The sequence below is a fragment of the Thalassospira sp. NFXS8 genome (assembly GCF_040148805.1).
Classification (GTDB): Bacteria; Pseudomonadota; Alphaproteobacteria; order Rhodospirillales; family Thalassospiraceae; genus Thalassospira.
Genome location: NZ_JAGEMF010000001.1, coordinates 32,871 through 53,159, shown reverse-complemented (window position 1 = coordinate 53,159; position 20,289 = coordinate 32,871). Strand labels below are relative to the sequence as shown.

Genomic DNA, 20,289 nt, shown 5'->3' with positions numbered 1-20,289 from the left:
AAAGTGCCTTTTGTTAAATTCCAAGGTGATTTTTCTTTATTTCCGGGGCATTTGCAAATTGTTCAGAAGAACCATTCCAAACTATTTGCCCTTTTTCCAATACATAATGCCGGTCACATACCGCCATTAATGCATCAAGATTGCCATCAATGATCAAAACTGTCTGGGCCAAATCGCGCAATTTACGAATGCAAGCCCAGATATCGGTCCGGATCACCGGTGCCAGCCCTTCGCTCGCCTCATCGAAAATCAGTAAATCAGGGTTGGTTAACAATGCGCGGCCAATTGCCAGCATTTGTTGCTCCCCTCCTGATAACTGATTGCCCATATTATTTTGTCGTTCGGCCAACCTTGGAAAAAGGTCGTAAATTTTTTCCAGATTCCATCCCTGCCCCCGGGCTGTTGCCACCAGATTTTCGCGCACCGACAAGTTCGGAAAAATCTGTCGTCCTTCAGGCACCAAACCAATACCGGCACGGGCAATGCGAAAGGATTTATGGCGTGAAATTTCCTGCCCCTTAAACCGGATGGATCCTGCTTTGGCCGGGGTTAACCCCATTATGGATCGAACCGTGGTGGTTTTCCCCATGCCATTACGCCCCAAAAGGCTAACAATCTGGCCTTTTTCTACTTGCATATTTACGCCAAACAAAACCTGACTACCGCCATAGCCGGTTTCAACGTTTTGCAGTTCCAGCATCAGTATCCCTCCGCCAGATAGGCTTTTTGAACGTCTTCGTTTTCGCGAATCTGATCAACACTGCCCGATGCAATCATGGCCCCGTTAACCAATACCGAAATCACATCGGCCAACCGAAAAACAATATTCATATCGTGTTCGACCAACAAAATCGCGAAATCCGGTTTCAGCCTTTCCAGAAGCTCCGCCAACTGGTTGCTTTCCGTCGGCCCCATACCCGCCATAGGTTCGTCCAGCAACAAAACCTTTGGGTCCAAAGCTAGCGCCATGGCAATTTCCAACTGGCGTTTTTGCCCGTGCGCCAGATCGGCGGCACGTCGGCTGGCAAAACCGGCCAGACCAACCTGGTCAAGCAATGCTGCTGTGCGTTTATTGATTTGCACATCGCGCGTAACCGCACGCCAGAACGAAAAATGATGCCGGGTGCGCGATTGAACGGCCACAGCAACATTTTCTGCCACGGTAAAATCATCAAATATCGCGGTAATTTGAAAAGACCGGGCCACCCCCATTCGGGCGCGTTTGGGCATGGAAAAACGGGTAATATCCTGTCCGTCAAACCAAACCTGCCCGCCATCAGGGCGTAATTCGCCCGATAATTGCGACAGGGCCGTCGTTTTGCCAGCCCCGTTGGGGCCAATCAGGGCATGGATTTTACCAACTTCAAGCTGGATCGATAAATCATCTGTGGCACGCAATCCGCCATAACTTTTATAAAGGTTGCGTGCTTCAAACACCGGGCGATCTTGTGCATTATCCATGATCACCCCCTGACTTTACCGTTGCCTTGCCCGCGCCCGACAAAAAACCAACGATGCCCCCCCGGAAAAACACCACCACCAATATTAAAACCGGCCCCAAAATGACCTGCCAGTGTTCCGTAAAGGATACCAGGCTTTCTTCCATCAGGAACAATGCCAGGGCCCCGTAAATCGGCCCGACAAGGGTGCCCAGCCCGCCCAAAATAACAATCACCATCAACTCGCCCGACCGCGACCAGTGCAAAAGCCCCGGACTGACAAATTCGGAATGATTGGCAATCAAGGCCCCGGCCAGTCCGCCAATGGCGGCGGAAATGCAAAATGCGGTCAGCTTATAAAGCAGAGGATCATAACCAAGCGCACGCATCCGGCGTTCATTTTGTTTACAGCCAATAATAACGCGGCCAAACCGCGACCCGACAAGGCGCGACAGCAAAAACCACACTGCCAGCAAGATTGCGCAACACAGATAATAAAACGTATTGCGATCATACAGATCAAGGCCGGGAATAGCGTTTCGGTCCCATAAAGACAGCCCGTCTTCCCCACCATACTGAGACAGGGAGACAAAGAAAAAATAAAACAGCTGGGCAAAGGCCAGCGTGATCATGATGAAATAAACGCCCGATGTCCGCAGACTGATCAGGCCAATAATCAGCCCGAAAAACGCCGCCACCAGCATTGCCAACGGCCAAACAACAAAAGCATCATTACTGCCCGTCCAGCCAAAGATAAAATCGCTGCCATCAAAGGCGTGGGTGCCCAAAATACCCGCTGTATAGGCGCCGATGCCAAAAAAGGCTGCATGCCCAAAGCTGACCATCCCACCAAATCCAATGATCAGATCCAGCCCCACAGCCGCCACCGCATAAATAACCGCACGGTTAAACATCGTTATTAAAAACGAATTATCAAACGCATGTGCCACCGGTGGCACCAGTGCCAGCACCACAAAAATTGTGATCGTCGACCAGCTTTTACGGGAAATATTTTTAACCATGTGTCTGAAACAACCCCCGGGGACGGAAGGCCAGAACCACGGCCATTAAAATATAAATCATCATTGATGCCAAAGATGCACCCGCCCCGTCAGCCACCGAGGGAGGCAACCATAAACGCATCAGGTCAGGGATATAAACCCGGCCCAGGGTATCGGTAAGGCCAATCAACAGCGCACCGGCAACCGCCCCGCGAATGGAGCCAATGCCGCCAATCACAATCACCACAAAGGTCAGGATCAGGATATTTTCACCCATGCCGGACTGAACCGCACTGAACGGGGCCGCCATAACCCCCGCCAACCCGGCCAGCGCTGCGCCAAAGCCAAACAGCAAGGTATAAAGCAGGGAAATATTAACCCCCAAGGCCCCAATCATTTCGCGGTTGGAAGCCCCGGCCCGTATCCACATGCCAATACGGGTTTTCATCACCAGAAAATACAAAAAACCGGTTACCAGAATACCGGTTGCAATGACGGCCAAACGGAAGGCCGGATACGGCGCACCTGGAATAAATTCAACCGTGCCCGATAAAAATGCCGGCGGGTCCATGGCAATGGGCTGACGTCCCCAAACGATACTAACCATTTCATTAAAAAACAAAATAAGGCCAAAGGTAGCCAAAACCTGATCAAGATGGTCGCGGCGATATAGCCGGCGCATGATGACAAATTCCATCACCATCCCGGTAATGGCAGCCGCACCAACCCCGGCCAGAAGGCCCAGAAAAAAGCCCGAACCATGCGCAATGGCCGTCGCGCCGACATAGGCACCAACCATGAACAACGACCCGTGCGCCAGGTTGATCAGGTTCATGATCCCGAAAATCAGGGTCAGTCCTGATGCCATCAAAAGCAGGGTCACGCCAAATTGCAGCCCGTTTAAAAGCTGTTCGAGAAACAAAAGCATTATTATTTTCCGGTGCAAGTGCGAAAACACAATGGCCGATACGGGACCGGCCATTGGTTAAATTGCGTGGGCAAATTACATTTTGCACTCGGAGGCGTAGGCATCGACATGGTTTGAAAATACCTTGCCGACCAGTTTATTGGTAAAGCCACCATCGGGATCGGCGACAACCTCGCGGACATAGAAATCCTGAATCGGATGATTGTTATTGCCAAATTTGAAATTCCCCCGAACCGAGGTAAAGTCGGCTTTTTTCAAAGCGGCACGGAAATCATCCTTTTTGGACATATCACCTTCCACAGCAGCAATGGCACTGCCAATCAGATTGGCAGCATCATATCCCTGAACCGAATACAGGCTGGGTTTTGCACCGTATTTTGCGACGTAACCGGCAACAAATTTCTTTGATGCCTCGTTATCCATATCGGGCGACCAATGGGATGTGTTTTTCATGCCTACCGCGGCCTCGCCAACGGCATCGACCAAATGTTCATCGGCTGAAAAAGCCGGGCCAAATAACGGAATTTCGTCTTTCAAGCCAGCCTGGGCATATTGTTTAATAAAATTAATGCCCATGCCACCGGGATAGAAGAAAAATACTGCGTCAGGCTTTGCCGCTCGCAAGGATGCAATTTCAGCGGCATAGTCGGTTTGGCCAAGTTTGGTGTAAACTTCGTCGGCGATATCGCCTTTGTAATACCGCTTGAAGCCTGCCAGGGCGTCTTTACCCGCCGGGTAATTCGGGGCGAGCAGATAAACTTTCTTAAAGCCCTGATCCTGCACATACTGGCCCATGGCTTCGTGAATATTGTCGTTCTGATAGGCGGCATTAAAATAATTGGCATCACATTTCGCACCCGCCAGCACACTGGGGCCGGCATTGGTGGAAATATAAATCATGCCATCACGTACCACCTTGGGCACCACGGCCATCGCGACATTGGAAAAGATAATGCCGGTCATAAGATCAACATGTTCACTTTCCATCATGCGGGTGGCAATTTGACGCGCACTTTCGGGTTTCAAACCGTCATCCTCGACGATCAAATCAATGTCCGAGCCGCCAAGTTTGCCATCATGTTCGGAAATTGCCAGTTCAAATCCCTTGCGCATATCATCACCCAAATAGCCTGCCCCAGTCGAAAGGGTGGTGATCATGCCAATTTTAACGGGTTCGGCCGCCTGTGCGGAAATCCCCGCCACACAGGTGCCCATCATCAGTGTTGCCACCCCTAAAAGGGCTGCCTTTTTGCTTTTTGCCAACATCTTACAGTCTCCCTGAAGCCTGATTTTGAAGAGTTTGTTTTGATTTGTTTTTGTTGCCTTTCTATTCATCCCCAATTCGCGCGCCGTTGCAATAACCAGTTTGTTTAAGCTTAAAGTTTTTTTATTTCTTCTACGTATAAATACGTATTTTTTACCCATATTCCTGTCATCAGCGTTGGAAAAATGGCACAGTGCGCCGCTGAAAAATGTAATACTGCCAAGAACAGGGACCCATTATGACAGCCGATCAAACCTGCCCGTTCCCCACCAAGGATGCCGACCGCAATGCCATTTGGGACATGCTTGTCCCGCGCGATATTACCGCCTTCGTGCTGGCGGACTGGTCACTGGTGGAAAATGATTTTGCAGCCAACGGCTTTTACGGGATTGATGCCCACACATCAGCCAATCCTGATGACTGGACGCTGGCCTTTCCCGACTTGTTAGCCTATCGAGAAACATGGCTTTCCCAAGCGCATGCCAGCCAAAACACCGACTACGCCGAACCGTTATTTGATGCTGTTTTTTCCGCCACAAAACTGGAACATATTGAAATTAACGGCGACCGTGCCCTTGCCCGCAAACATTTTAACGGCAGCATTAAAAAATCCGACGGCAGCGAAGACCGCCTTTTGTGGAAAACGCATTATTATTGCCAAAAAGGTGCCGATGGAAAATGGCGCATCACCGGATTCATCGGCTATTTACCCAATAACGACGTCTAACACGGCAAAACGGCATTCCCGATAAAACAGGAATGCCGTTTTTGTGTTCCAACCCTGCAACGACGTGCAGATTTAAACCATTTTGCCCCGTGCGGCGACAAAGGCAGGATTTTCGAAAATACCGTTTCGGCACAGTTGCACATAATCGAACATGTTGCTGACCACACACACATGATTGGGAATAATCTGTATCCGTTGTCCAATTTTGAAAGGCTGACTTTCCGGATCAAATGTCAAAATGCCGTGCTCTTCGCTCAGCGACTTTACCGTCACATCACCATAACCAACAACATGGCCAAAATGCTCCAACCCGAACAAATCGGATGTTAAAGCCTTTGATCCGGCATCGATAATTGCCCTGCCCGGTGCCGGTAACGACACAATTTCACTCAGCACACGCAAGGCACAATCTTCTTCAAGACAACCGCCGCGCGCCATTACCGATTTGTCGTTATAAATATATGTTCCAATGCGATATTCGGTCACGACCGGGGCTTCATGCGCCTGCCACATATCGGGCGTGCCGCCCGAACTGCGCACCGGGCATTCCAGCCCGAATTTTGCGCATTCATCCATCGCATCCCGAAAAAATTGCTCTACCTTTGCCATCCCGCCATTAGGTGGATACGTCATCAAGCCAATAAACTTCAAACCCGCGAGGTTATCGACAATGCGGGCCAGACTGGCGGCGTCAGCAGGGGACTGGACCCCACAACGACCAGCACCGGTATCGCATTCCACCAGCACTTCCAGCGGTTGTTCGCGACCTGAAAATGCATCTGACAGGCCTTGCGCAACTGTTTCGTTATCAACAACCACGCGCAGCAAATCAATGCGATCCGCCAGAGCGCACAACCGGGCGAGTTTACGGGCCCCAAGAATATTATAAGTAATCAGAATATCGCCGATACCCGCATCTGCCATAACCTCGGCCTCGCCGATTTTCTGACAGGTAATGCCCTTTGCCCCGACCGCAATTTGCTGCAAGGCAAAGTCGGGGATTTTGTGGGTTTTAATATGCGGACGCAAGGCAATGCCATGTTCGTCGCAATATTCCTGAAACGTACGAAGATTGCGTTCGACGCAATCAAGATCGACGATGGCACAGGGTGTGTCGAGTTCGGCAAATTCGGTCATTCTTTACTCGATTTCATCATGATGCTGTTGCAAACGGATCATCTACAATCGGCCAGACTTGACGCGTCAAATGTTTATACCCGTTTGTTTTCGGGTCTGACGGATAAGGCCCGTGAACATTTACATAGATAATCTCGCCCGCGATTTTGGCAAATGCATCGTAGAAGTGATTGGTGGATTTGATAAACAGATAATTCTTTGCTTTAGGGTCAACGCCCATATTGGCAAAAAGATCCGGGTCAAAACTTTGCGCCCGGTTGCTGTTTAAAATCACCTCTCCACCATCTGGCAATTCAATCAAGGCGCAATCGCCCAATGGCACAATGCTGTCGCCAAAACTTTGCCAGGAATTGCGCTGCAATTTTTTCACCCGAACAACGGCATCAACCGGGGCACCCCCGGTCGAGGAGGTTTTACCGCCAAACCGCAACGGCAAGACACCGCCCTCACCTGCAGAAAAGCAGATCCGCACGGCCATCGGGTCCCATATCGTGCCAAAGGCATAGTTCTTCAGGCCACTATTCATGACCCGGCCTAGCAACAACGTCGAATCACCCGGCACGCCCCCGCCGGGGTTATCCCACACATCGGCGATAACAACCGGCGTTGCGATAATGTCGGGCAATTTTGCCATCGCCTGTTCCGGGGTAATAAAATCGGGCCGGGTGGTGCCACGAAAACCAAACAGCTCCATCCCCAGATCCTTGGCTGTCTGTGTTGCCAGATCAGATTTATTATCGGTAATGACGATAACATGAGACCCGATTTCGGGCACATCCCCTGCCATAAAACCATGAATGACCGAGATCGACAAAATGCCGTTATGACCTTCCATGGCTTTGATCCGATCAACAAAAGACCGCATGGGTTCACGCGAGGTCGGCAGAACCTCGATCATTTTGCAATCAAACGCGGCTTTAACCGGCTTGATTTCCCCGCGAATTGTCCGCAAAACCAGATCAACCGTTGCCGCACCGGCCTCGACAAAATCTGTGTGGGGAAATTCCTTAAACGCGACCAGGACATCAGCGGCATTAAAGCGCCTGGCGCTTAAATGGCTGTGCGGATCAAAGCTGGCACCAATCACGACGTCAGGACCAACAATGTCCCGCACGGATTGTAACAAATCCCCTTCACAATCGAGGTAATCCTGCGCGACCATCGCCCCATGTAAACCAAGCACAACGCCATCTACCGGCATGGCCGCTTTTAGCTGTGCCAGCACTTCGTCGCGCAGATATTCATAGGTATCACGGTTCACGATCCCGCCTGGTTCGGCCCAGGTTGCTGTACCTTCAATCAGGTCCCATCCTTCGGCCTTTGCACGTGCGCGCGCAACGGTAAACACCGCACTGCACAATGTAGGCGTTTCGGGGTGGTCACCCGGGCCTGCATAAAAACTTTCGCGGAAATCGGAAATATCGGTGCGCAGGGGTGAAAACGTGTTGGTTTCAGTCGCGATGGAAGCGCAAAAAATTCGCATACCCGGGTCCTTCTTGGTCTTTGTTTTGGGTAAATGGATCAAGGAAATAGAATAAAAATAATCAGACAGTTCATAAAAGGGTGGCGGGAGGGAACCGGGAGGAAGCCCCCTCCCCGCCAGACAGAAATTAATCTGTCAGATATTGTTTTTCGTTGGCTTTCTTGACTTCAGTCTTAAACAGGTCAAGCAATTTAACACCATCTTCGCCAAGGGTTTCCTTGACGTGTTTTTCCATCACCGGCTGGGTAACTTCCTTGAACTGTTCGCGCTCTTCCGGGGTCAGGGCATCGATTTCCATTTTGCCCATCAGACCTTTAAGACCACGATCAGATGCTTCGATCACGCGCGATACGCCACGGCTGGCAACAACACAGGATTGTGCAGCATAACGGATAATGCGCTGCTGATCTTTGGTCAGATCATCCCAGAATGCTTTGGACAGCATCATGGTGTAGGGCGAGAACAAATGGTTGGTCAGGGTCAGGTATTTCTGTACTTCGTTAAACTTCGCGAAGGTAACAGTCGGAACCGGGTTCATCTGACCATCAATCACGCCGGTCTGAAGGCCGGCATACACTTCGCCCCATGCCATCGGGTAGGCTTCAGCACCCAATGCCTGCATGATTTTCTGATGTGACGGCAGGGCCATGGTACGAATACGAACGCCCTTGAAATCTTCCAGGTTTTTGATCGGGTGCTGCGAGTTGGTCACAGCAAAGAACCCGCCAGTATCTGGGAAACCCAAAACTTCCACATCGCCCAGGGTGGCTTCGATGTCTTTGGCCAAAGCCACACCAAACGGCCCGTCATAGACGTCATAGGTGGCAGCGTTGCTATCAAACGCAAATGGCAGGTTCAAAACGTCAATGCGCGGGTAATAAGATGCAATTGCGCCGGTCGAGGTCAGCGTTGCCTGAATAAGGCCATCACGCACCATCTGGACATGTTCGGCAGCCGAACCCAGCTGGTTGGACGGATAAACTTCAACCTTGATCGCACCATTGGTGTCGGCTTCGACGATATTGGCGAAAACTGCGGTGCAGGCCTGGGCCGGGTTTTCAAACGGGTCCAGCTTATTGTCGTGGGCGAATTTCAAAATTTTGGCTTCGGCGTGGGCGGTGCCCATGGTGCCCGCCAGCAGTACCGTCGCAGCCATAGCGGCCCCGAAACGTTTGAATGTGTTCATAACACCTCTCCTGATTGGATTGATTTTCATTGCGCCCCAAAATCACCCTGTCCCCCAGGGTGATCCGCCCGGGGCCAGGGCGGAAAACCGTAACGTCGTTACATTGGGGTTATCGGAACCCCAACAATCTGGGCACCAGAAGCGCCAGATCGGACCAGAAAGCGAACAACAACAGCACCCCAATTTCAGCAATCAGGAAGGGCCACAACTGCGCCGCAATTTTTTCAAGTTTTTCCCCTGTCACCGATGCCAGCACAAACAGGCAGGCCCCCACCGGTGGCGTCATAAGGGAAATGTTAAGCGCCAGCACAAAGATGATGCCTGCATGGATCGGGTCCATACCGATTTGCACGGTTAACGGCACCAGAACCGGGGCCAGAATGATCAGAATGGCGTTGATATCCATCACCATGCCGATCGCCATCAACAACCCGACAATCATTAAAATGACCATGTAAGGATTGCTTGAAACGCCCAGTACGGCAGCGGCAACTTCTTGCGGGATGCGGTTAAAGCTAAGCCACCAGCCCAGGATCGAGGCAAAGGCGATGATGATGAAAATCACCCCTGTCACACGTGCCGTTCTGATCAGCATCTGGATAAAATCGGCCACAGTCAGGGCACGATACACAAACACGCCAATGAACAGGGCATAGGCCACCGCGACAGATGCCGCTTCGGTAGGCGTTACAATCCCCCCCAAAATACCCCCCAGAATGATCAGGGGCATGATCAGGGCCGAAATGGATGATTTAAAGATTTTCCAGATTTCAAGCAGACTGGCGCGGCGTTCTTCCTTGGGCAGGTTTTTACGACGCGCAGTAACGGCAATCACCGTCATGCAGATCAGACAAATCATCAGGCCAGGTAAAATACCCGCAGCAAACAGGCCCCCGATTGAAACACCCATTAGCGAGCCATAAACAACCATCAAACCGGACGGCGGAATGGTCGGCCCGATAATGGAACCCGCAGCGGTAACCGCACAGGCATAATCGCGGCGATATCCACGTTCGACCATGGCAGGAACCAGTGTTTTGCCAAAGGCCGCCGCATCGGCCGTCGCCGCCCCGGTAAGGCCTGCAAAAAACACACTGGCCAACATATTGGTATGGGCCAGCCCCCCGCGAAAATGACCAACCAGGGATTGGGCGAATTTGACCAGCCGGCTGGTAATGCCGATATGGTTCATGATTTCGCCGGCCAGAATAAAGAACGGCATGGCAAGAAACGGAAACACATTCAGCCCGTTAAAAACCTTGCTGGGGCCCTGCACCAGAAACAGCCCCCCGCCCATGTCATAAAGACCTGCCACACCGGCAACGCCAAGGGCAAAGCCGATTGGCATGCCCAAAACCATTAAAACAACAAAAATAATGGCGATGATCATTCCGCGCCCTCCGTCAGATCGACCGGGATGTAGCGCCCCTGATCGCGCAGGGCGACCAGCAACAACTGAATAGCAGCAAGCAAAGCTGAAACCGGCACGGCGGCATATGGAAGGGCCAGCGTCATGCCAAAGATCATGGCGTGGCGTTTCATGCCACCAACGGCAAAATCAAACCCGTAAAATGCCAGGTAAATAAATGCCGCAAGTGCAATGATATCGACGGCAAACAGGACTGTGCGCTGTAGTGCCATGGGCAGGTTAAGAACAAACAGGCCAATGCCAATATGTTCACGCCGGGCAATACCAGCTGAAACCGCCAGCAATGCAGCCCAGATCATAAGATATCGCGCCAGTTCCTCGGGCCAGTTCAATTGCCAGTGAACAAGATAGCGGTCAACCACACCCAGCCAGACATCAAGCACCAGGGCCAGCATTAAAACGGCAATAATCCGCTCCACACCCCAGTTCAGTCCGTTGCTAAGCGTCCGGGCAGAAGCCTCAACGCGCTGCAAACCCATTTTTTGTCTCCACTGATTAGGTGTTTGTATTTTTCCTACACTTTGGTCACATAATTGTAGCTTGTCTACATATTTTTCTAGAAAATCCGATAAAATTAGCGCAAATTAAAATCAATCACCCTTCAAATAAGTAGCTAAGCTACTTTTGCGGCAAAAACATCTATCAAAATCAAGGAGATTTTCATGACGATCAAACATTTCGGGAATGAACGCAGTGGTGCTGGCGGGCAGAAGCTGCCGTTTTCGCCTGCAGTACGTGCTGGTGATTTTGTATATATTTCCGGTCAGGTTGCGATGCAGGAAAATGGTGAAATTGAATATGGCAGCATCGAAGCACAGACACGACGCACGATGGAAAATGTCAAATCTGCGCTGGCATTGGCCGATTGCACGCTGGACGACGTATTTAAAATGACCGTCTGGCTGGATGATACCCGCGATTTTTGGACTTTTAACCGGGTTTATGCCGAATTTTTCCCTGGTGAACGCCCAGCACGCTCGACCGTACAGGCAAAACTGATGGTCGATGCCAAAATCGAAATCGAGGCTATCGCCTATAAACCTGAATGATGGTAGCAATCAACAGGGTGCCGCAAAACGCACCCTGTTGATTAAAAACCGGGACACTTCACATGCAACGCCCAGCCGATATTATTAGCCAGCTTAACCGTGCGCCCGGCATTTTGCCCGCCCGCGAACAAAAAGTAGCCGATTATGTGGTGGAGCATCTTGAAGACGTCACATCCATTGCGCTTTCCGATCTTGCCAAACAGATTGGCGTTAGCGAACCGACCGTGATCCGGTTTTGTCGCAGTCTTGGCTGTGAAGGGTTTCGTGATTTTAAACTGAAACTGGCACAAAACCTTGCTGTCAGTATGCAGTATCTGGCCCCCGAACCAATTGAAGACCACATTACAGACCCGGATTTACTGAGCAGCCACGTTATCGGCACCATTATCGACAGTTTACGCCTGTTACGTGAACAGTTACCGCAGTCTGACATTGATGCCGCTGCCGATATCCTTGCACGCGCCCGACAAATTGCATTTTTCGGGGTTGGCGGCGGGTCCAGCACCGTGGCGTTTGACGCCGCCAACCGATTTTTCCGTCTGGGTATTCCTGCGCAATCGCAAAATGATGGTTATTTACAGCGTATGCTGGCATCCACGCTGGGCGAGGAAGATGTTATCGTCGCCATATCCACCAGTGGCCGCCCGGCAGAACTGATACACAGTGCCGCGATTGCCCGCCAATATGGGGCCAAGGTAATTTCCCTAACCAAACCCGATAGCCCGCTTGCCGTTGAAAGCGACATCGTTATCAGCCTGATTATGCCCGAAAGCCCCGATATTTATAAACCCACTGCCACCCGGCATGTGTTTATGGCAACGATTGATGTTCTTGCCACCGCCGTTGCCCGGCGCAATACCGTCCGCAGCAAGGAAAAGCTCCGCCGTATCCGCTCATCGCTGTTAACCTTGCTGCCAACAGTGGGCCGCCTGCCCATCGGCGATTGACCCGCACCAAACTTCACGGCAAGTTGCCCTGCAACCAGATTGAAAACCGGTTTTACTTTTCACGGTAAACCCGCAAACAGGATTTTTTAAATGACCAAAACTGCCTTCATCGGTGAATGCATGATCGAAATTTCGGCTGCCAGTTCCAGTAACAGCGCCGAACCTTCATCCGCTTTTGGCCCTGCCAAGCTGTCTTATGCGGGCGACACCCTGAATGCAGCGGTCTATATGGCACGCGCAAGCAAGCTGATTTTACAACAGGGTAAAACAGCCCCGACAGCATTGGATACGGCGCAAAACGATGCTGCCATTTCCTATGTCACAGCCTTGGGAACCGACCCCTATAGCACTGCAATGATAACCGCCTGGCAGCAGGATGGGCTGGATGCCAGCCTTGTGCGCCAGATTGACGGGGAATTGCCCGGGCTTTATGCCATTCAGACCGATAACAGCGGCGAACGCAGTTTTAGTTACTGGCGGCAAAATGCTGCAGCAAAACAATTGCTAAAAGACGGTTATGAAACTGTCCTAACCGGCAAACTGGCTCAGTATGGCATGGTTTATCTTTCGGGTATTTCATTGGCTATTCTATCCGACGCAGACCGCGCCAAACTGTTCACAATGCTGGCAACGTTACGGCAAAACGGCACCCGGGTTTGTTTTGACAGCAACCACCGCCCCCGCCTTTGGGCCGACACAACGACCGCCAAAAACGCCTATGCCACGATGGCACCGCTGTGCGATATCCTGATGCCGACATTCGATGATGAAGCAGCGCTTTTTGGCGATGAAACACCCGCAGATTGTGCCAGACGCTGGCTTAGCGCCGGGGCGGGTGAAGTTATTGTCAAAAATGGCGCGCAACCATCCACCTATATTACCCAGACCGGCGAAAGCGGCACTGTAACACCCCCCAAAATCGACCGCGTTGTTGATACGACATCGGCTGGCGATTCGTTTAATGGCAGTTACCTTGCTGCCCGCAAAAATGGCATCGACATTGAAAATGCCATTCAAATTGCTCAGAAAGTTGCAGGTCGTGTCATTGGGACACGCGGCGCACTGGTTGATATCGACGATCTGGTTCTTTAACCCACCACTCCAGCCCGTCGTATCGTCCATTTCATAAAAATGCCCCGGCGCAATAAAGCAGCCGGGGCATTTTTCGTAGGATACCGCTTAGTAATCCAGTTTGAACTGAATGCCGGCCTTGCTGTCTATCTCGCTGGTTTCCGTGGTGATTTTAATATGCGGGGATAGTTCTATTTCCACTTCAACCCCGCTGGAACCCGGCGTCGTGCCCTGTTTGGTGCCAACATAAATATCATCTGTCAGATATTTACCCGCCTTGACTGTTGGCCCTTCGTCACCACCATCAACACGCAAGACATCAGCACCGATGAAATTGCGAATGCTGCCAATAACATCGAGCCCGCCGCCACTGCCCGAAAGCTGAGCTGCGGCATTCGCCAATTGCACGGCTTCCACAGCACTTAGGCTGCCTTGCGATTTACCAAACAATACCTGTGACAGAATTTCGTCCTGCGGAAGGGCGGGTTCCGAACTCAGGCTTAATTGCGGGTCGTTGGCCGGGCCTGACAAGGATGCCGTAACCGTCAAATCATCTGTTGTATAAACACCGGCGATATCAAGCAGCGGATCAGGTGGTTGTGCCCCGGAAAACGTAATTTTGGAATCCTTGATAACAAAGGTTTTACCAATCAGATCCAGTTGCCCGCGCAAGGCACGCAATTCACCCACAATTTTCGGGTTATCCGCCCGACCGGTAATATCAAGGTGGCCGCCCCATTCGGAATCAAGCCCCTTGCCCCGCACAAACAGGCGCCCAGGCACATCAACCCTGGCATTTAGGTTAGCGACAAAACCACCCTTATCAGCATCATCCCTTTTCTGTTCTTCAGTCTGCGTTTTGGCAAGGTTTTGAACATCAAGTTCCGGCACTGATGCTGGCAAGGCAACACTTAAATCGACCTCGCCCCGGCGTAATGTGGTTTTGCTTTCAATATCAGCTTTGTTTTCATCGCCTTTTACATCCACATCAACATCCGTCCAGACACGCAATTCGTCCATACGCGTTATCGCCATATTACGCATGGTGATATTGGCGGTGTAATTTATCCCGTCACCAAGTTCGACATCAGCCTTACCTGTCAGCGTGCCCTGCCCGCCATCATCGGCTGTTAATTTTGTCAGTTTAAACCCGTCATTGTTAAACACACCGTCAAGTACGATATCCTGCACAAGCGTACCATATTGCATATGTTCATAGCGCCCGTCGCGCAACGATACGGTACCCTCCCATTGTGGATCGGACAAAGTTCCGTCAACACTGGCATTCAGCTTTACTTCCCCGGCAAGCGCATGGTCGGGTAAGGGCACATAGGGCCAAAACTGCCCTATTTCACCATCCATTTTTACCTGTGCAGAAAGGGGCTGGTCTGGTGAAACGGCAAACTGCCCTTTTAGAAAAGACACATCCACCGGCAATTTGGCGGTTGCGGTAATGATGCGCATATCAGGTCGGCCCATATCAACATCGGCGGAAACCCCGCCGTCGCGCAAAGATGCCGTCAGGTTCAGGGCCAGGGGCGGCAATTGCGCCGCCGCAGCAACACTGATATCGCTAATTTTACCATCAATATTGGCGCTGGCAGGTTTTCCCGGTTTTTCATGGGCATCCGCATTCAAGGTTAAGGTGCCATCCAGCCCGGCAACATCAAACATTGCCCCCCACGGTCCTAACACCAGCGACTTGATATCGGCGGTTGCCTCAAAACTTTTGCCCGGCGCAAGGTCAAGTTTCGCGTCAAGCTGACCTTTCCCGATAGACAGCATTGCATCGGCGGTCAGGCTGCCATTTGCGCCCTGACGAAAAACCAATGGCTGGCGCAAGGCAATATGCTGGGTACCGACATCGGCGTTCAATTTATTCGCAGTGACCGATATGTCATTGGAAAGGGCAATTTCAGCCGCGGCATCAAGTTTGACCGGGATACGGTTTTGCACCATGGCCTGCGCCTTTACCGTCGTTTGCAGTTTCGCCAGAACCCCCTTGATCGTGGCTGAAATTTTTTCAACCCGTGCCTCGGCCACACCAATATCCGAACCGGAGACCTTTAAGTCCAGTTCCGGGTCGGCAAAGGCGTTTTCGATGGTGCCATCAATCGCAACATTATCCAGCCGAGTGGTTTCGATCCCTTGCGGGTCCACCATGCGCAAGCCCTTGGCGGAAAGTGATGCCGTAATATGTTGCGCCGCATTTTTTGCCGAAAAATCAAGGCTGGCAGTGATTTTACCATTGGCAAGTGGCACCCCGAAACCCTGCGCCATCATGGCGTCAAACCGGGTTAACGCGATGTTCCCACTGAGTGGCACGGCATTACCTGGCAAGGCCACACGCCCCGTCAGGTCGATATGCTCTCCTGTCAGGCTGATATTGGATACCTCAAGGCCGGAGGCAGGCAAACCGACATCGGCATCCAGATGATAAGGGGCGCCTCGCCAGTCAAATTTGCCTGTATTCTCCAATTGCAATGCAGGGGCATTCTTACCGGTTTTATCGTGTTGCCACGCCATATGGCTGGTCAGATTAACGTTTTTAAAGGCCTCGCCCGATGTACCAAGCATTGGAACCACCAGCCTGATATCACCTTGTGGCTCGGCCAGCGGGCCATTAAGGCGCACCGTTAAACGCCCGGCTTTGTCCTTTAAGGATACCGGCACCGATGGCGGCACGATACCTGGCGCCAATGCCAAATCAGCATCAATCGACAAAGTATTAAAATCATTGGTGATCGCCAGTTTGGCGCCGCCGTTGACATTCGCGGTTTTCACATTATTCACATCAACCATCAGGTCCATTTTCGGGCTGATGGTAACCGCAGCCTCGATCGCCGGGCTGGAGCCAACAACATGGTCCAATTCGGCAATGCCAAAACCGGTGTCGGCGGTTTGCAGGACAATATTTGCTTTGCCCCCATCCGCCATATTCCAGGCGGCATCGGAAATATCCAAAGTACCCTGCCCATGCAGGTCCATGCCCGAAATGGGCGCAAAGGCAACAAGGTCTTGGATATTGGCATGAAGAGATGCCTGGTTCACATTGCCCTGCGCATCAATTACCGCCTGCCCGTTCACCGATAGCGTTAGTGTTTTTAATGTGAAATCATCAACAGTAACCTGTGAAAAATCGGCAGAGGCACTGGCATTTATCGTCACATCCTGCTGCGTTCCAACCATTGCCCCCAGGCTTTGATCATCAAACGTGTGACCTGTGGTCTGGGCCGATGCCTGCATGGCAAAGTCGCCATTTGTTGGTACCAGCTTTGCGTTAACGACCAGCGTTTCAAGATGCGACACGGGCGTCTTAACATTCCGCGCTGAAATTTCCGCGTCGACATCGGGCATTGCCAAATCGCCACTGGCATGGGCCGTAACCTGCATGCCCTGCCATGTTGCCGCATCATCAATCAAGGTACTGGCGGCACCATCAATATCAGATGTCAATTCTGCATCAATCTGGCTGTTGGCAAGATCAATATCCGCCGAACCTTTCAGGGCCAGTAATTTATCCCTGGTAATGTTTAATGACGTAATTTCAAGTTTCTCGTGTTCGCCGTCATACCGTCCGGCCGTTTTTATACCAACATCACCTTGCAATGGCGCAGGCAATGTAGATGCAAGCTGGCCCAGCGTGGTTGCGGCAACATCCAGACCAAAACCAATATTTCGATTTTCACCCAACTGCACATTTACAGCACCGGCAACTTTTGCAAGGTCACTGGCAGTTAACGTCAAATCGCCATGCCAGTCGTTTGCCGGGCCACTGCCCTTTAACAACAGCGTAACATCAGGGGCCTCGTCCGGATTTAACCCGGCCAAGGCCATAACCAGACCGGTCCGGTCCAGTTTGGCGTCAATATCCGCCTTTAATTTTTGGGCATCGGCATCAAAATCCAGATTTGCGCGGATATGATCAACACTGCCATCACGGGGTTGCAAATTAACCCCCAGCATCGCCGACAGATTTTGACTGGCCGAAGCATTCGCATTTAATTGATAGGAAAAAACACGTCCATCCACCGGGTTGGTGATTTGGATGTCCGGAATTTCGAGGGTGCCAAGTTTTACCGACACAGGCAAAACAAACCCCGACCCGGTTTCATCTGCAGGCTCGACCGGTGTTTCGGGGCCCGCCCTGTCAGGTAAGGTCACAGCCATGTGCGATGCCGAAATGCGATCAATATCAACTTTTGCGCCAAATAACGCCCATGGCGACCATGCGAAAACCAAATCATCACCCTGAACTGCCAGGCCGGTTTCCGGCATTTCCAGGGTCACCCCCGACACGTCCAGTTGGCCCCACAGGTTGCCTTCAACCCGGCCCAACACAAACGTACCATTCACGGCATCCGATACCGTTTTATTGATCCAAGGGGTGAGTTGACGTAAAACCGGGCCGGTTCCAGCCAGCACTATTATGCCAACCAGCACAACAAACAGTGCCAGAACAGCCAGCACAATACGCTTAAACCACCGCCATACGGGGCGTTCAGGGATCGCACCGTTTGAATTATTCATATCAGCCATTAAAATGCCTGACCCAGGCTAAGATAGATTTGGAAATCGTCATCAATATTTTCACGTTTATCGAGCGGCACAGCAAAATCAAACCGGACCGGGCCAATGGCAGTGTAATACCGTAGGCCAAGCCCCGTCGCCCACATCAGGCTGACATCTTCGGGTTTCACCCCTTCATAAACATTGCCCCCTTCAACAAACGGCACCAAACCGATGCTGTCTGTGATACGTGCGCGAAATTCCAGCCCGGCTTCGATCACCGACCGTCCCCCGATCGGGTCGCCATCCTGGTTAAGCGGCCCGACGGTCTGATATTCGTAACCCCGCACGGAACCGCCACCACCCGAATAAAACCGTTTGTTAGACGGCAACGATGATCGATCATCGCCAATGATGCTGCCAATACGGCCACGGCCGGCCAAAACATAATGCCCCCTGTCATCGAAAGCATAATATTGCGACCCGTTAAGCGCGATCGAGGTAAACTGTGTGTGCGCCCCGGCAAGGCTGATATAGGGTGAAACGCTAAGTTCCATCCGGTTGCCTGTCGTCGGATCAAGGGCATTGTTGGTGTTGTCGTGGCGTAAAACACCGCGTAACCCACCCAGGTAAAATTCCTCGTTCGGAGAATCGGCACCTGTCAGGTCGGAATATTCAACCGTCACGCCATAGGTCGCCGACCAGTTTTCCCAAAATTCGCGCTCAATCCCGGTAAAGGCATTTGCAAGGTCACCATCATAGGCATCGGTGCTATATTTTGTAACTTCGCTTTCCGCGATAAGGGCCTGACGGCGGCGCAAAAACTGGGGTTTTCTAAAACTGGCCGACGCCCCTTGCTGCAACCCTGATCCTTCCAGTTTCAGACGCAGTTTTTCACCTTCCCCAAACAGGTTTCGGTGTTCCCAAAAGGCATTGGCACCCGGACCATCCGCCGTTGAAAAATCTATCCCGCCACCGATCGACCGGTGGTCGCGTTCCTGCACGCGCATTTCAACGGGAATTTCGCCATTTTCATCCACCGGCCCCACCGGTTTGACAATCACGGAATTAAACAGGTTGGATTCCGCAAGATCACGGCGCGTGGTGGTAACTTCCTGTGGCGAATAAACCTGCCCTTTTCCCCAGCTATGATAACCACGAATAAAATCGGCATCGACATCCTGTGCGCCAACTACGCTGATTTTGCCAAAACGCGCCTGTTCACCGGTAATAACTTCGTAAGTCACGCGCATGGTTTTTTCCGCGGTATCCGCCAAAACCTTTTTGTTACCAGCCTTGGCGAGCGGATAACCCTGATTACGAAAAACATCGAGAACACTTTGTTCGGCCAAAATGATCGGGTCGGCCTCGGCACGCATTCCAATCGAAAGATTTGCCGTTTTTAATTCCTCGTCCGTCATCGACCGCGTTTCACGGCTGTCATCAGGATGAATTATTGTTATTTCGGCATCGGCCAGCAAATAGGGCGTGCCGGTATCGATCCGGTATTCCAGAATAACCGGTTCCGGGGCTGTCTTACTGGCTAATGCCGGCGAATCCGGGGCTTTATCCTTGTTATCGGATGCCTCTGTTTTACCCGCTTTAACAGCCGTTTTTTTATCGGCATCTGACGTCGGCTCAGGATTTGACGCATTTTGCGCACCAGTCGGCGCCTCAATTTTATCGCCATCAGGGGTAATGTCGGTTTCGCCATTTGGCGGGCCAATATCAGCATCGCGAATATCGTAATTCACAACCGCATCATAAAAACCAAATGATCGTAAAACACGAACAAACCGTTCAACATCATCGTCCGCACGCCGTTCAAGGCCAGCCCTGGTCGGTGTTGGTCGTGATTGCAAGCGAATGGCGGTGCTATTTTCCTTAAGCGCGGCTAACAACCGTTCTTCATGAGGGTCCATACCCTGATAGGTTACAGAATAGGGAATGGCGCGACCAACATCCTGTGTTGTGGCTGAATCCGCACCGTCACCGAATGGCAGGCTTTCAGTAAAGGAACATGCCGACAGCAGCGATGCCCCGACCCAAACCGACAGCATCATCCTTCTTTTTCTGCATCCGCCCGAAAACGGATCAAATCTTTTTGGCAACGCCCCAG

16 protein-coding genes are annotated in these 20,289 nt (G+C 51.6%); 4 read left to right on the top strand and 12 right to left on the bottom strand.

Annotated elements, in window-relative coordinates; translation table 11 throughout:
• Positions 1–13: 13 nt before the first annotated feature.
• The 5 genes from J4E05_RS00240 to J4E05_RS00220 all read right to left on the bottom strand — a co-directional run bounded on the left by J4E05_RS00240 (position 14) and on the right by J4E05_RS00220 (position 4,634).
• Entirely contained in the window at positions 14–700 is a 687-nt protein-coding gene (locus tag J4E05_RS00240; RefSeq protein ID WP_085592370.1) for an ABC transporter ATP-binding protein, read from the bottom strand.
• On the bottom strand, positions 700–1,461 hold the full coding sequence (locus J4E05_RS00235; RefSeq protein ID WP_085592372.1) for an ABC transporter ATP-binding protein: 762 nt from the start codon (positions 1,459–1,461) through the stop codon (positions 700–702). The genes J4E05_RS00240 and J4E05_RS00235 overlap by 1 nt, the downstream gene beginning before the upstream one ends.
• Positions 1,454–2,461: a branched-chain amino acid ABC transporter permease gene (locus tag J4E05_RS00230; RefSeq protein WP_085592374.1), complete on the bottom strand. Its 1,008-nt coding sequence runs from the start codon at positions 2,459–2,461 to the stop codon at positions 1,454–1,456. The genes J4E05_RS00235 and J4E05_RS00230 overlap by 8 nt, the downstream gene beginning before the upstream one ends.
• Complete coding sequence (locus tag J4E05_RS00225) at positions 2,454–3,368, bottom strand: branched-chain amino acid ABC transporter permease (protein WP_085592376.1); 915 nt, start codon at positions 3,366–3,368, stop codon at positions 2,454–2,456. The genes J4E05_RS00230 and J4E05_RS00225 overlap by 8 nt, the downstream gene beginning before the upstream one ends.
• A 75-nt stretch (positions 3,369–3,443) precedes the next feature.
• Positions 3,444–4,634 (bottom strand): ABC transporter substrate-binding protein, encoded by a 1,191-nt coding sequence (locus J4E05_RS00220; RefSeq protein WP_085592378.1) that lies wholly within the window; start codon positions 4,632–4,634, stop codon positions 3,444–3,446.
• 236 nt (positions 4,635–4,870) lie between these two features.
• Between J4E05_RS00220 and J4E05_RS00215 the strand changes: the two genes are divergently transcribed.
• Entirely contained in the window at positions 4,871–5,359 is a 489-nt protein-coding gene (locus tag J4E05_RS00215) for a hypothetical protein (RefSeq protein WP_349591567.1), read from the top strand.
• 72 nt (positions 5,360–5,431) lie between these two features.
• Here the strand turns inward: J4E05_RS00215 and J4E05_RS00210 are convergent, their stop codons facing one another.
• From J4E05_RS00210 to J4E05_RS00190, 5 genes are all read right to left on the bottom strand, one after another.
• Complete coding sequence (locus J4E05_RS00210) at positions 5,432–6,496, bottom strand: D-TA family PLP-dependent enzyme (RefSeq protein WP_349591565.1); 1,065 nt, start codon at positions 6,494–6,496, stop codon at positions 5,432–5,434.
• A 16-nt stretch (positions 6,497–6,512) separates the two neighbouring features.
• Positions 6,513–7,979 (bottom strand): M81 family metallopeptidase, encoded by a 1,467-nt coding sequence (locus J4E05_RS00205; RefSeq protein ID WP_349591564.1) that lies wholly within the window; start codon positions 7,977–7,979, stop codon positions 6,513–6,515.
• Between the two features lie 127 nt (positions 7,980–8,106).
• Positions 8,107–9,165 carry a TRAP transporter substrate-binding protein gene (locus J4E05_RS00200; protein WP_349591563.1) on the bottom strand — a complete coding sequence of 353 codons (1,059 nt, stop codon included), beginning with the start codon at positions 9,163–9,165 and terminating at the stop codon, positions 8,107–8,109.
• A 109-nt stretch (positions 9,166–9,274) separates the two neighbouring features.
• The gene (locus tag J4E05_RS00195; protein ID WP_085592387.1) at positions 9,275–10,555 is read right to left on the bottom strand and encodes a TRAP transporter large permease; all 1,281 of its coding nucleotides are present in this window, start codon (positions 10,553–10,555) and stop codon (positions 9,275–9,277) included.
• Entirely contained in the window at positions 10,552–11,073 is a 522-nt protein-coding gene (locus J4E05_RS00190; RefSeq protein WP_085592389.1) for a TRAP transporter small permease, read from the bottom strand. The genes J4E05_RS00195 and J4E05_RS00190 overlap by 4 nt, the downstream gene beginning before the upstream one ends.
• Before the next feature lie 183 nt (positions 11,074–11,256).
• Here J4E05_RS00190 and J4E05_RS00185 point away from each other — a divergent pair, with 183 nt between their 5' ends.
• The 3 genes from J4E05_RS00185 (at position 11,257) to J4E05_RS00175 (ending at position 13,682) form a co-directional block, all read left to right on the top strand.
• Positions 11,257–11,643: a RidA family protein gene (locus J4E05_RS00185; RefSeq protein WP_349591561.1), complete on the top strand. Its 387-nt coding sequence runs from the start codon at positions 11,257–11,259 to the stop codon at positions 11,641–11,643.
• Between the two features lie 62 nt (positions 11,644–11,705).
• Positions 11,706–12,590: a MurR/RpiR family transcriptional regulator gene (locus J4E05_RS00180; RefSeq protein WP_085592393.1), complete on the top strand. Its 885-nt coding sequence runs from the start codon at positions 11,706–11,708 to the stop codon at positions 12,588–12,590.
• Between the two features lie 90 nt (positions 12,591–12,680).
• The gene (locus J4E05_RS00175) at positions 12,681–13,682 is read left to right on the top strand and encodes a sugar kinase (protein ID WP_349591560.1); all 1,002 of its coding nucleotides are present in this window, start codon (positions 12,681–12,683) and stop codon (positions 13,680–13,682) included.
• Positions 13,683–13,769: 87 nt separating this feature from the next.
• On the opposite strand, the gene J4E05_RS00170 is transcribed toward J4E05_RS00175, so the two are convergent.
• Together J4E05_RS00170 and J4E05_RS00165 are read right to left on the bottom strand one after the other, a co-directional pair.
• A complete protein-coding gene (locus J4E05_RS00170) occupies positions 13,770–18,200 on the bottom strand; it encodes a translocation/assembly module TamB domain-containing protein (protein WP_349591558.1) in 4,431 nt (1,476 codons plus the stop codon).
• A complete protein-coding gene (locus J4E05_RS00165; RefSeq protein WP_349591557.1) occupies positions 18,200–20,233 on the bottom strand; it encodes an autotransporter assembly complex protein TamA in 2,034 nt (677 codons plus the stop codon). The genes J4E05_RS00170 and J4E05_RS00165 overlap by 1 nt, the downstream gene beginning before the upstream one ends.
• Positions 20,234–20,289: the final 56 nt, after the last annotated feature.